Source organism: Corynebacterium felinum (assembly GCF_030408755.1).
Lineage (GTDB): Bacteria > Actinomycetota > Actinomycetes > Mycobacteriales > Mycobacteriaceae > Corynebacterium > Corynebacterium felinum.
Window position 1 is genome coordinate 1,657,798 of record NZ_CP047209.1, and the last position, 12,662, is coordinate 1,670,459.

At 53.3% G+C, this 12,662-nt stretch carries 11 protein-coding genes; all 11 read right to left on the reverse strand.

The features are described 5' to 3' along the window. Nucleotides 1-171: 171 nt before the first annotated feature. The 11 genes from aroQ to CFELI_RS07165 all read right to left on the reverse strand — a co-directional run bounded on the left by aroQ (nt 172) and on the right by CFELI_RS07165 (nt 12,602). On the reverse strand, nt 172-615 hold the full coding sequence (gene aroQ, locus CFELI_RS07115) for a type II 3-dehydroquinate dehydratase (protein ID WP_277105590.1): 444 nt from the start codon (nt 613-615) through the stop codon (nt 172-174). 29 nt (nt 616-644) lie between these two features. Beyond that, nucleotides 645-1,739 carry a 3-dehydroquinate synthase gene (gene aroB, locus CFELI_RS07120; protein ID WP_277105589.1) on the reverse strand — a complete coding sequence of 365 codons (1,095 nt, stop codon included), beginning with the start codon at nt 1,737-1,739 and terminating at the stop codon, nt 645-647. Nucleotides 1,740-1,757: 18 nt separating this feature from the next. Beyond that, nucleotides 1,758-2,255, reverse strand: a complete 498-nt coding sequence (locus tag CFELI_RS07125) for a shikimate kinase (protein ID WP_277105588.1) — start codon at nt 2,253-2,255, stop codon at nt 1,758-1,760. 9 nt (nt 2,256-2,264) lie between these two features. Next, nucleotides 2,265-3,470 carry a chorismate synthase gene (aroC, locus tag CFELI_RS07130; protein WP_374724730.1) on the reverse strand — a complete coding sequence of 402 codons (1,206 nt, stop codon included), beginning with the start codon at nt 3,468-3,470 and terminating at the stop codon, nt 2,265-2,267. Nucleotides 3,471-3,517: 47 nt separating this feature from the next. After that, nucleotides 3,518-4,078 (reverse strand): prepilin peptidase, encoded by a 561-nt coding sequence (locus tag CFELI_RS07135; protein ID WP_277105587.1) that lies wholly within the window; start codon nt 4,076-4,078, stop codon nt 3,518-3,520. 109 nt (nt 4,079-4,187) lie between these two features. Continuing rightward, the gene (locus CFELI_RS07140) at nt 4,188-5,036 is read right to left on the reverse strand and encodes a shikimate dehydrogenase (RefSeq protein WP_277105586.1); all 849 of its coding nucleotides are present in this window, start codon (nt 5,034-5,036) and stop codon (nt 4,188-4,190) included. A 212-nt stretch (nt 5,037-5,248) separates the two neighbouring features. Further along, nucleotides 5,249-6,400: an endolytic transglycosylase MltG gene (mltG, locus tag CFELI_RS07145; RefSeq protein WP_277105585.1), complete on the reverse strand. Its 1,152-nt coding sequence runs from the start codon at nt 6,398-6,400 to the stop codon at nt 5,249-5,251. Between the two features lie 51 nt (nt 6,401-6,451). Continuing rightward, the gene (ruvX, locus tag CFELI_RS07150) at nt 6,452-6,961 is read right to left on the reverse strand and encodes a Holliday junction resolvase RuvX (protein ID WP_277105584.1); all 510 of its coding nucleotides are present in this window, start codon (nt 6,959-6,961) and stop codon (nt 6,452-6,454) included. Between the two features lie 239 nt (nt 6,962-7,200). Continuing rightward, entirely contained in the window at nt 7,201-9,867 is a 2,667-nt protein-coding gene (gene alaS / locus CFELI_RS07155) for an alanine--tRNA ligase (RefSeq protein WP_277105583.1), read from the reverse strand. Between the two features lie 52 nt (nt 9,868-9,919). Continuing rightward, the gene (locus CFELI_RS07160; RefSeq protein ID WP_277105582.1) at nt 9,920-11,248 is read right to left on the reverse strand and encodes a replication-associated recombination protein A; all 1,329 of its coding nucleotides are present in this window, start codon (nt 11,246-11,248) and stop codon (nt 9,920-9,922) included. 7 nt (nt 11,249-11,255) lie between these two features. Continuing rightward, nucleotides 11,256-12,602: a phosphotransferase gene (locus CFELI_RS07165; protein ID WP_277105581.1), complete on the reverse strand. Its 1,347-nt coding sequence runs from the start codon at nt 12,600-12,602 to the stop codon at nt 11,256-11,258. Nucleotides 12,603-12,662 lie beyond the last annotated feature (60 nt).

Below are 12,662 nucleotides of genomic sequence, written 5' to 3' on the forward strand. Positions count from 1 at the left end.
CACCCAGACGAAGAAAACCACCAAAAGTGAATATGTGACTAATAGTACTCTGCCCCACCACAGTGCTACCCCCACCACACACCACGCCCCCACAAACCAAGCAACCACAGCAGAAAAAACCAACACCAACACACGCAAGCATGCAGGTGGTGGCGGACAGACAAACGGGGCCTACCCCATCAACGACGCGAAATACTCCAAGGCGAGAACATAACCGTACACCCCGAGTCCAGCAATCACTCCTCGAGCAATCGGACTTAAGTAGGAATGCTGACGAAACGGTTCGCGGGCATGCACATTAGAAATGTGCACCTCAACAAAACCAGCCCCATCGGCAATCTCCGCCAAAGCATCACGCAACGCCACTGACGTGTGGGTAAAACCACCAGGATTAATAATCACCGGCTGTTGTTTATCGGCAGCCTCATGAATCCACTCAATCAACTGCCCCTCGTGGTTCGACTGCTTACAGGTGACAGTCAAACCCAATTCATTGGCGCGGGCATGAATCATTGTCTCCACATCAGCCAACGTCGTGGTGCCATACACCTCAGGCTGACGTTTGCCCAAGCGATTTAAGTTCGGCCCGTTGAGAACAAGCACACTGCGATTCATAATCTTCCACTTCCTTGCTTTACGGGACGCTAACTGGGTTCTTCTGTAACGGACACCCGCTCATAGGCCTGTAGCAGCTGCTCATAGGTGGCATTTTCAAGTCGAGTGGTTTCACCAGCAGCGGTGAGTGCGACGAAACGAATCTTGCCGTCGCGATTCTTCTTATCCCTAGTCATACCCTGATACAAGGTATCGAAATCATGCCCACTATAGCTGGTAGGCAAACCAATAGAACGCAGAATCTTCGCGTGGCGAGCAACAAGCTGATCATCAATCAACCCCACAATATGGCTCAAATGTGCAATAAACATCATGCCAACCGCCACTGCGTTGCCATGGCGCCATGTAAAATTCTCTGCCAATTCCACTGCATGACCAAAAGTATGCCCATAATTCAAAGTCTCACGCAGGCCAGACTCCTTCAAATCCTGACCCACCACACGAGCCTTCACAGTCACCGAACGCCGAATCAACTCAGGCAGGAAACCATCAACCTTCAAACAGGCTTTCGCATCAGTCTCATACAGCTCAAGAATGCGAGTATCGGAAATAAAACCAGTCTTGATAATCTCCGCACTTCCCGCAACTAATTCAGCCTGAGGCAACGAAGGAAGGAAATCAAGATCAATGAAAACACCAGTAGGCTCATGGAAAGCACCCACTAGGTTCTTACCTGCCTGAGTATTAATACCAGTCTTGCCACCAACGGCGGCATCCACCATGGCCAACAATGTTGTAGGAACCTGCACCACCTTAATGCCACGCATCCATGCTGCTGCCACAAAACCAGCCAGATCAGTAGCTGCACCACCACCGAGACCAATCACCATGTCAGTGCGACCAAATGCCTTCTGCCCGAGAGCATTCCACAGATCCTCACACACACTCAGCGTTTTTCCTGCTTCAGCGTCGGGTACCTCGAAAACAGTGGGTGTAATGCCAGCGTCAGTGGCGGCGTCGGCAAGCGTGTGCGCATACGCAGCCACAGCAGGCTGGGTGATAATCGCCACCTGGGAAGGCGAATGCGCAGCCACGCAATCAATAATCCCCGACTTCAAATCATGCCCAATAATAACCGTGTACGGAGATTGACTTTGGACCGTGACAGTAGCACTCAACGACATGACGCAGCTGTCCCCTTTCTAGCTGTTCGTTTCAATAAAAGACAGAATCTCTGCCACAACCTGCTGCTCAGTACGCCCATCAGTGCGGACACGGAACTGCGCTACCTCACGATACAACGGAATTCGAGGCCCAACCAGCTCAGCATAACTCGTACCGCGCAAAAACGGTCGGGAATCATCACACGACGTGCGACGATCACCCTCCTTTAAACTCACATCAACCCACACAACCTGGTGCTTTTTCAACAGCTCGCGAGTGGAATCAGTAACAACCGCACCGCCCCCTACACTAAGCACACCCTCTTCAGCAAGCGCCTGGGCGATGACCTTAGCCTCAATCTCGCGGAACTTCTCTTTACCGAATTCCGCGACGATCTGCGCGCAACTTTTCTCCAACTTATGCTCGATGAGTTGATCCGAATCAACAAACTCACTGTTCAAAGCACGAGCCAAGCGTGTGCCAATCGTCGACTTCCCAGCCCCCGGAGGGCCGACCAATACAACGAGAGGTGCCATGAAAACTCCTTAGAACTGCAACCTATGCTCAACGCGCTCAAGGTAGGAGGCAATATTGTGTTTCGTTTCAGCAAGACTATCCCCGCCGAACTTCTGCAACACAGCACGTGCCAGCACCAACGCTACCATCGCTTCAGCAACGACACCGGCTGCAGGCACCGCGCACACATCGGAGCGCTGGTGAATACCCGTTGCAGGCTTACCCGTTGCCATATCCACAGTCTTAAGCGCACGCGGCACAGTAGAAATTGGCTTCATAGCTGCGCGAACACGCAACGTTTCACCGTTGGTCATACCGCCTTCGAGACCACCGGCACGATTAGTTGTACGGCACACGGTACCGTCTTCTTCGCGCACCATTTCATCGTGCGCTTCAGAACCGCGGCGACGAGCTTCTTCGAATCCATCACCAATTTCCACACCCTTAATGGCCTGAATACCCATAACCGCTGCTGCTAGTTGCGCATCAAGGCGATCGTCCCCGGAAATATGGGAGCCAAGGCCAATAGGAAGACCGTGAACAAGCACTTCAACAATGCCGCCGAGAGTATCGCCCTGCTTTTTCGCAGCCTCAATTTCAGCAATCATGGACTCTTCAGCAGCCTTCGATGCAGCGCGCACAGGCGATTCATCAATAGCCTCAAGATCGGCAAACGTAGGGTCTTCCCCCGCGAAAGGTTCGGAGCGACCAATAGAAATCACGTGGCTGAATACTTCCACGCCGAGCGTTTCTCTTAAGAAATTGCGGGCAACAGTCGCCGCAGCTACGCGTGCTGCTGTTTCGCGTGCCGACGCGCGCTCTAAGATGGGGCGCGCCTCATCAAGGTCGTACTTCAACATGCCCGCAAAATCCGCATGTCCGGGGCGTGGGCGAGTCAGTTTCGCACCGCGTCCCGAGCTCATTGCCGAGCGAACCTCTTCGTCCTCCATATCAATGGGATCTGCAGACATGATGGTAGTCCACTTCGGCCACTCAGTATTACCAATCATGACAGCGATCGGGCTACCAAGGGTCTTACCGTGGCGGATACCGCCCAGCATGGTGACCTCATCAGCCTCAAACTTCATACGAGCACCACGACCGTAGCCGAGACGGCGACGAGCAAGCTGATATGAAATCTCCTCCCGCGTAATTGGGACGCCAGCGGGCATATGTTCAAGCATTGCCACCAGCGCCTGGCCGTGAGATTCTCCTGCAGTAGTCCAACGAAGCATGAACGCAATTATTACATGGTTTCAATTAAATTAATGAACTCTACCCCCTAAGCACCCCACCAAAAATGACAACCAAAAGCAGCCAGGAGCATCGCAGGACCATGAGGAACTCTACTCCTCCGACTAATCACTGCACCGAGAATAGTCAAAATTTGCGCGACCAGGATCGCAATAAAAACGGATTCACCGGCAATCACACCAGCAGGAAACGCAAGTTTCACATCCCCCATGCCCATGGGGCGCATCCGTGGCTTTATACCACCAGCCTGCGTTAACCTCCGACATTCAGAACTAACCCCGCTACTATCGGGCTCCTCCCCGCTCAGTGGCAGTTGTTGGGAAGAACCACAATCATCATCCACACTTACTGCCGCATGCGTTTTCGCACTTCGCCCCCTTCGAGGATCGAAAAACATGAGTGTGAGATTGAACAGGAGATAAAACAAAAACCACACCACACCTGGCCACCACGGATGAATAAAAAGAGCAGCAACAGGAATCGCGGGAAGAGTCAGAAAGTTAGGCAGGCGTAAATAACGGAAATCATAATAACTTAAAGCCAACGCCCAAATAATAGCGACCGCATAACCAAACCCAACCCACATCATGCATACAGCATAGAATTGTGCGCCCCTTCAATCCGCGAAATAGCGCGAAAACACCACGATTCCTCGCAACTTATCAGCTAATTCTTCAACCCACCACAGCTGATCGCCATCAACCAGCATCAATGCCAAGATCAGCACACAACGCCTGCCACATCGCCTCACGCGGAGCTTCATGCGAAGTAAACAATTTAAACTGCCCATAGGCTTGATGCGCCAACATCACGTGTCCTCCCACAGCCTGATAACCACGCGCCTGGGCAGTACACACCAATACCGTCGGCCACGGATCATAGATCACATCCAACACCCGCGTGCGAGCCAATGCATCCACATAATCTGCAATTCCCGCCGAAGGAACCGTCGACACCACAACCACAGCCTTTTCTGCCAAAGCAGCCAGATCCGCAGAAAAATCAACCCATTGGACTTCAATACCCAACGCATCGACCAGCGACGAAAACTCAGCACGACGATCCGAACGGTTCACAATCACCACACGGCGCACACCTTTGTGTACTAACGCCCACAACGCTGGGCGGGCTGTGCCGCCTGCACCAATAATCAGTGCATAATCTTCGGGCGTGATGTCGGCGTCGATAAGCTCATCAAGTGCACCAACAACTCCGTCACAATCAGTATTATCAGCTAACCAACCATCGCCATCACGCACCAGCGTGTTCGCCGAACCAATTAACTGCGCCCGCTGAGTCACCGAGCTCGCAAACGCCAGCGCAGCAAATTTGCCCGGCATAGTCACACTAAAGCCAACAAATTCTGCTCCCGCATTTTCCACAACGGAAGGAAGCTGCACATCGTCGCATTCGATCGCACTGTACACCCAGTTATCCAAACCTAACGCCTTATAACCAGCATTATGCAGCACAGGCGAACGAGAATGCGTAATGGGCTTGCCTAACACAGCAGCACGAAAAACCCCAGCACGTGAACTACCAGCCATGCCAACAAACCTACTTTCTTCACTGAAAAACTCTGTGCGCATACTCTACCCCACCAGTACGAACAACCCACCCCACACACCCCGCACACTCCTCGCACGCTCGTGACACGCGATATTTACACTTGTGCGAAACCATAAGGCGCATCACTACCGAAAATAAAAGAAGCAGATGCGGCTTTCACAACCACACCTGCTTTTCCTTCGCGTTGAAACTAACGATTAGAATTCAGCACACCATTAGCTAACGACTGCTGAACAGCATCGAGATGTTCCTCGAAGGTATTCGTAAATACCGTCGTGCCATCAGTATGGGTGGTCACGAAGAACAACCAGTCACCCTCAGCAGGATTCTCCATCGCTTCAAGAGCTGGCAAGCTGGCCGCTGCAATAGGCGTTTCTGGCAACCCATCCTTAGCGTAAGTATTCCATGGCGTCTCACGGGCACGATCCTCATCGGTGGTAGCCACCTCAACATCACTGAGCCCATAATTCACGGTTGAATCAAACTCCAAACGCATGGGCTTAGCCAAACGGTTCAAAATAACCCGCGCAACCTTATCAAAATCACCAGCTGGTGCCTCGCGCTCCACCAAAGAAGCAGCAATCAACAGCTCATAAGGCGACATACCCACAGCCTGAGCACGCTGCTGAATACCAGTAGATTCAAACTGCTTAGCCGAACGCGAAATCAAATCCGACAAAATCTGGCGTGCATCATGATTCGGATTCACCACATATTTGCCAGGGGCAATCAAGCCCTCTAAACGACGCGGATCATTCCCGCGGGCGCTCACCTTTTCCTGCGCCCACTGCGGAACACCCAAATCAGAAAGTTTTGCAGTAGCACCAACATTGTGCAACGTTTCCGGCTTAATACAATTTGTAGACCCCGCCGAACACGTCACCTGCGAAATCTGGCTATAAATACCCGGCCGAGTAGAACCCGCAACCACCGTGACATCCATCAACGTCGAACCACCAGGAATATCCAGCATTTCCACTTGGTTATTGGGGTCTAATAATGCTGCCACTGCGGAATCAGCACTCATCATTTCTTGAAGCCGATACACACCCGGTTGAATACTCGCTGCTCTAGGATTACTTAAAGCAGCCGTCTGAAAGGCTTGATTTGTGGCCACAATCCCCCGCTCAGCAAGCTCTGGGCCAATTTCAGAAATCGAAGACCCCTCTTCAATCGTGACCAATTGAATAACCCCATTACCCTGCCCCACATAATCAGTAGGCGGGCGGTTAACAATTGAGACACCGATATACACGACTGCCCCTATCAAAAGGACCAGGGCAGCAATAAGCACTGCTGCCGCACGCTGCCGCCTCTTTACATACTTAGGCTCCATGCGCATAGTGACCTGGTTCTCCTTCGGTTGCCTAAAACAGTTACAGATGTTTCCATACTACTGGTTGGTTTCATTGACGTGGCTAAGGAACACGGCCCGCCCATCCAACCACGATTGCAAAATCTCCACCGCCGCGGCCTGATCAACAACCTTACGTCCGTGCTTCTCAGACACACCAGAAGCACGCAGTGCTTGCGCCGCAATCACAGTCGAAAGGCGCTCATCAGCCATTTTCACCGGAATATGTGGGCACCGGCGACGAATACGAAACGCAATTTCCTTCGCATGCTTTATGCTCGACGAATCTAAAGCTTTCAAGGTGCGCGGAAGACCCACCACAACTTCCACCACAGAATGCTGTGCAATTAATTCCACAATCCGATCGATATCTTCCTGATCAGAATCCTTAAAACCCGTTTTCCGGGGCACAGTTTCCAACGGCATAGCAAGTGTTGCATCGGAGCCTGAGAGCGCTAAACCAATGCGCACCGTGCCCACATCAACACCCAGACGACGCCCAGCACCTGGATCATTTTCGCCAGGCTGATCGGGAACAATTTGAGCCATAAACCTTAACCATCCTCACATACAATTCGCTATTGTCCTATTCCCGGCGAAAGCCATTCGCACCGCAAGCATTCGCAACAACTACGCCCAGGATTACTCCACACAGGAAAACCAGAAAAGGGAGCGCTTTGAAAGTAACCTCTCAAAGCACTCCCCCTCGCCGAGAGCAGAAACCACTACAACGCTACAAACCTTAGTGGTTTTACTTTCTCGACTTGTCCGCGCTCAGGCGGACCACACTAGATCTGAGACACTACTGTTGCCACAGCACCAAACGCAGCGTCCAAGCCCTCAGCACGGGAACCGGAGCCCTGAGCCATATCAGGCTTACCGCCACCACGTCCATCGACGTACTCGCCCATAGCCTTGACAAGATCACCGGACTTAATGCCCTTGGCAACAGCAGCCTTCGTTGCAGCAACCACAAATGGTACCTTTGCACCTTCAGCGCTTGCCAATACAACCACACCGGCGTTCTCGCCGAGCTTGTTCTTCACATCTAACGCCAAGGTACGCAGGTCGCCGGCAGAAGTGCCGTCCGGAAGTCGCACAGAAACCACACGCACACCATTGATGTCATGTGCAGCGTGGATCAGATCACCAGACTGTGCCATCAGCTGAGCTTGACGCAGATCCTCAATCTTCTTTTCTGCTTCCTTGAGTTTCTGGCTCAGCGCAGCAATACGGTCAGGAACCTCTTCAGAAGGAGCCTTCAACGCAGTAGCAATTCCACTCATCACAGCGCGCTCCTTCGACAGGTAGCGGAAGGAATCAAGACCGGAATAAGCCTCAATGCGGCGGACACCGGAGCCCACGGAAGACTCCCCCAAAACCGCCACAGGGCCGATCTGAGAAGAGTGCGCAACGTGCGTACCACCACATAGCTCCATAGAGAAAGGGCCACCAATCTCTACAACACGCACCAGATCACCATAGTTCTCACCGAACAGGGCCAGTGCACCCATTGCTTTTGCTTCGTCGAGCGAAGTCTCGATAGTGTTCACAGCCCAGTCAGCATCCACTGCTTGGTTGGTGACTTCTTCGATCTGCTTCAGCTGGTCAGGAGTCAGTGCCTCCGTGTAGTTGAAGTCGAAACGCAGGTAGCCTGGCTTATTCATGGAACCAGCCTGAACCGCTGTTGGTCCAAGAACTTCACGCAATGCTGCGTGAATCAAGTGTGTACCCGAGTGTGCCTGGCGTGCGGCATGGCGCCACGCCTTATCCACCTGAGCGGTGACGGTATCGCCTAGGCCCAAACCACCAGTTTCCACTGTGGCACGGTGTACCCACAGCTTCTTACCAATCTTTTGAACATCGTTGATTTTCAGAACAGTGTCGCCGACAAGAATTTCACCGCGGTCACCAATCTGGCCACCGGACTCTGCATACAATGGTGAGGCATCCAAAATGACCTCAACCTGCTGGCCTGCATGTACCTCGTTGACCTTCTCGCCGTCTAAGATCAGGCCAACGATCGTGGATTCAGCTTCCAAGTTGTCGTAACCAACAAACTCGGTAGGGTTGTTGTCCACCCACTCGCGGTAAATGGACAGATCAGTGTGTCCGTGCTTCTTAGCGCGGGAATCGGCCTTGGCGCGGGCGCGCTGCTGCGCCATGAGAGTATCGAAACCTTCGGTATCAACGCTCAGGCCAGCTTCGGCAGCCATCTCCAAAGTGAGGTCGATAGGGAAACCGTAGGTATCGTGCAATGCGAAGGCATCTTTGCCCACGAGGGTGCTTGCACCGGAAGCCTTGACTTTGGCTGCTGCCTCTTCGAAAAGCTGAGTGCCGGATTCGAGGGTCTTCAAGAAAGCGTTTTCTTCGGTAATTGCGACGCGAAGAATGCGCTCACGGTTGTCCGCGATTTCTGGGTAAGACGGAGTCATGGTGTCCATGATGGTGTTCATGAATACATCCATGGTCTTCGACTGTGCACCCAGTAGTCGGGCAGAACGAATAATGCGACGCAGCAAGCGGCGCAGAATGTAGCCACGGCCTTCGTTACCTGGGGTAACTCCGTCGAGAATCAGCATCATTGCGGTGCGGGAGTGGTCAGCGATTACACGGAAGCGAATATCGCTGTCCTTGTCCTTACCGTATTCGGAGCCGCTAAGCTTTTGCGCAGCATCGATAACAGGACGAAGAAGGTCAGTTTCGTACACGTTGTCGACGCCCTGCAGCAGGCAGGCGACGCGCTCGACACCCATGCCGGTATCGATGTTCTTCTTCGGCAGTGGACCGAGGATTTCAAAGTTATCTTTACCGATGCCTTCCCCGCGCTCATTCTGCATGAACACAAGGTTCCAAATTTCGAGGTAGCGGGAATCGTCGGCAATAGGGCCGCCTTCTTTGCCGTATGCTGGGCCACGGTCGTAGTAAATTTCCGAGCACGGGCCACACGGTCCGGGAACACCCATGGACCAGTAGTTGTCAGCCATGCCGAGGCGCTGAATGCGATCAGCAGGAAGACCGATTTCCTTCTCCCAGATTTCAGCGGCCTCGTCGTCGTCGAGGTAGACGGTGACCCAGAGCTTTTCCGGGTCAAAGCCGTAGCCACCTTCGTCAACGGAGTTGGTCAAAAGAGCCCACGCATGCTTGATCGCACCTTCTTTGAAGTACTGGCCGAAGGAGAAGTTGCCGGCCATCTGGAAGAAGGTGTTGTGGCGGGTGGTAATTCCAACCTCTTCGATGTCGAGAGTACGCACGCACTTCTGAATCGAGGTTGCGGTGCCGCTTTCGAAGGGTGGATTTTGTTGCCCGAGGAAGTAGGGCTTGAAGGGGACCATACCCGCGTTGACGAATAGCAGGTTGGGGTCGTCCAAGATTAGTGAGGCGGACGGGACTGCAACGTGCCCGGCCTTAACGAAGTGGTTGGTAAATCGCTCCCGAATTTCGTGAGTTTGCATTCTTCCTCTTTCTCATTTGCGCTTTCTTTTTCAAAGCGCATACACAGTTTGCTTACTTTAGCACCTTGCCACGAGTTAATGCTTTTAGCTTGCTCATAACTGCACGAATGCGGGATTCATTTCCGTGGTTAGAGGGTTGATAATACTGTGCTCCTTGGAGCGTATCGGGAAGATATTGTTGCCTGACCACGCCGTTTGGGTGATCGTGTGGGTACAGGTAGCCGACGGCGTTGCCCAGTGCTTCTGCCCCTGAGTAGTGTCCGTCACGCAGGTGTGCGGGTACTGTTCCAGATTTTCCGGCACGAACGTCTGCGATAGCGGCGTCAATTGCTCTAAGAACAGCATTAGATTTCGGTGCTGTCGCAAGATAAATGGTGGCTTCTGCTAGTGGAATCCGTGCTTCAGGTAGTCCGATGAGTTGGGCGGCTTCGGCGGCGGCTACTGCAATCGGGAGGGCGTGGGGATCGGCCATTCCGATGTCTTCGGCGGCGTGCACGATGAGGCGTCGTGCGATGAAACGTGGGTCTTCCCCAGCGTCGACCATTCGGGCAAGGTAGTGCAGTGCTGCATCGGGGTCGGATCCACGAATCGATTTGATAAAGGCACTGGTGACGTCGTAGTGCTGGTCCCCGTCGCGGTCGTAGCGCACAATAGCTTTATCGATGGTGTCTTCGACGATTCTTCGTGTGAGTACTCCCCCATCGGGGACGGCTTCGGCGGCAGCTTCAAGATAGGTGAGGCTGCGCCGAGCGTCCCCACTGGCGAGAGAGACAAGCACATTAATAGCGTCGTCTTCTGCGGTGATGCGTGAGCCAAGCCCTCGCTTATCGACGAGCGCACGGTGAATCACTTGCGTTACTGCTTGATCCGACAGCGGTTGCAACTGAATAAGAAGAGAACGTGATAATAGTGGCGAAACCACGGAGAAACTGGGGTTTTCCGTTGTTGCAGCGACCAGCAAAACCACGCGGTTTTCAACAGCTGCTAATAGTGCATCTTGTTGTGTCTTAGAAAAGCGATGGACCTCATCGATAAACAGCACCGTAGTGGTGCCGTGAATAAGATCGCGGCGGGCTTGATCGATAACCGCGCGGACTTCTTTTACTCCAGAATTCAGCGCAGAAAGCCCCACGAACTTCTTTCCGGTTGCAGTGGAGATCAAGGAGGCGATGGTGGTCTTACCAGTTCCAGGGGGACCGTAAAGGATCACGCTGGCCTCACCATGGCCGTCGATAAGCCTGCGCAAAGGCCGACCGGGGCCTAACACATGCTCTTGCCCGACCACTTCCTCCAGCGTGCGCGGCCGCATTCGTGCGGCTAGTGGCGCGTGCGCGGAGATTTCGAAGTAGTCGGGTGACGGCGTGGGGTCGTCGAAAAGCATCAAGGCCTTAGCTCAACCGTTCAACGACATCGTGGGCAAATTCTGCCACGGCTGGGAAGCGCGCATCTTTGCCGCGGGAGGCGAAACGGTGCAGCGCTTCGAAGGTTTCAAAAAGGTCGCGGCGAATTAAACGAAGATCTTCGACTGGGTCAATCGCCCCCATTTCATCCGAAGAGTCGAAGTTTTCGCCACTACGAATTGCACCAGCCATAGTATTGCTAGAGCCAGTTGCCACCCCGCTGAGTGGGTTGGCGGAGCTTAAGGGGTTACCAGAAAGCAATTCAATAGCCCACGGTGCGGATGTCTCGACCAATTCAGCAATGAACTCTTCGGAATCGAAGCGTTCGAGATCAAGGGTGCTAAATGTTTCTTCATCCACTCCAAAGTGCATGAGGGCAACGGAGGAGAAACTCCAGCCCACCAGCGCCGTGACGATCCGTGCGTGCAGACGTTCCCTATTGTTCACGTTTGGCCAGATCTTCGACACTTCGTGCACCCACGAGTCGATGAAAGCATCTGCTTCCTGATCGGAAATGGGTTGGGTGCCTAAGAATTGCGGGAAACCTGCAATCACACAGGCAACATCGAAGGTGGCGTCCCTGAATCCAGCCCATTCGTAGTCAAGGAAGTGGGTGCGGTGATCGGCAACCAAAATATTGTCTGGGCTCAGGTCAAAGGGTGTGAATGCCCGATGTTGCCCCGACACGAGTCGACGGCTGGCATCAGTTGCAAAATTGTGCACGTCGTCGGGAATCGTGATCCCTGCTGCCGCCACGAGTCGTTGCCCGCAGGGGATTGCGAGCTGGATCATGCGTTCACGATATTCGTGGAATCTCTTGATGTTCGGGTGGCGTGCAAGCATGCGCCCAAGAAGGATATGAAAGTCCTGCTCTTTACTTGCGGTGCCCGAGTGCATTTTGCCCAGTGCACGCCCAAGGTTGCGCAGCAGGGAAAGGCGGGTGCTGTCTTCTTTGGTTGTCAGTAGATCCGCCACGGTGTCGCCGTCGCCAGCATCAGTAATGACGAGGAGTTTCTTCTCCACATCATAAGCGAGAAGCACTGGCCCAGGGCGTACTTCTTCGTTGAGGCTGGTGGTGAATTGGTAGGCGACGATTTCGCGAATGAGGCTTGCTTTCTCAGCAACGTTGTCGGCGCTGGGCACGTATTTGAGTACCACGGATTTGTGTTGCAAGAACGGTGAGGGCGCTACTTTTACGCGCATGACCACAGCGTTTCCAGAACCAGCGAGGTCTTTGGCCTCTAATAGTTGCTGGGTGCCACCGAATCGTTGCGAGAGTAATGCTTGAGCATTGGCAACAATTTCTTGGGTCAGTTCTGGGCTAGGGTTGTTCATCCTTAGGAAACCTCTTTGCTTAACAATCAAGAAGGACCTATCCCCTTGTGTCCCGCGACT

Bases quoted from the DNA above. Each gene is read 5' to 3' on its own strand.
- aroQ (WP_277105590.1), bottom strand. From the start codon at position 615: ATGAATCGCAGTGTGCTTGTTCTCAACGGGCCGAACTTAAATCGCTTG.
- aroB (WP_277105589.1), bottom strand. From the start codon at position 1,739: ATGTCGTTGAGTGCTACTGTCACGGTCCAAAGTCAATCTCCGTACACG.
- CFELI_RS07125 (WP_277105588.1), bottom strand. From the start codon at position 2,255: ATGGCACCTCTCGTTGTATTGGTCGGCCCTCCGGGGGCTGGGAAGTCG.
- aroC (WP_374724730.1), bottom strand. From the start codon at position 3,470: ATGCTTCGTTGGACTACTGCAGGAGAATCTCACGGCCAGGCGCTGGTG.
- CFELI_RS07135 (WP_277105587.1), bottom strand. From the start codon at position 4,078: ATGATGTGGGTTGGGTTTGGTTATGCGGTCGCTATTATTTGGGCGTTG.
- CFELI_RS07140 (WP_277105586.1), bottom strand. From the start codon at position 5,036: ATGGCTGGTAGTTCACGTGCTGGGGTTTTTCGTGCTGCTGTGTTAGGC.
- mltG (WP_277105585.1), bottom strand. From the start codon at position 6,400: ATGCGCATGGAGCCTAAGTATGTAAAGAGGCGGCAGCGTGCGGCAGCA.
- ruvX (WP_277105584.1), bottom strand. From the start codon at position 6,961: ATGGCTCAAATTGTTCCCGATCAGCCTGGCGAAAATGATCCAGGTGCT.
- alaS (WP_277105583.1), bottom strand. From the start codon at position 9,867: ATGCAAACTCACGAAATTCGGGAGCGATTTACCAACCACTTCGTTAAG.
- CFELI_RS07160 (WP_277105582.1), bottom strand. From the start codon at position 11,248: ATGCTTTTCGACGACCCCACGCCGTCACCCGACTACTTCGAAATCTCC.
- CFELI_RS07165 (WP_277105581.1), bottom strand. From the start codon at position 12,602: ATGAACAACCCTAGCCCAGAACTGACCCAAGAAATTGTTGCCAATGCT.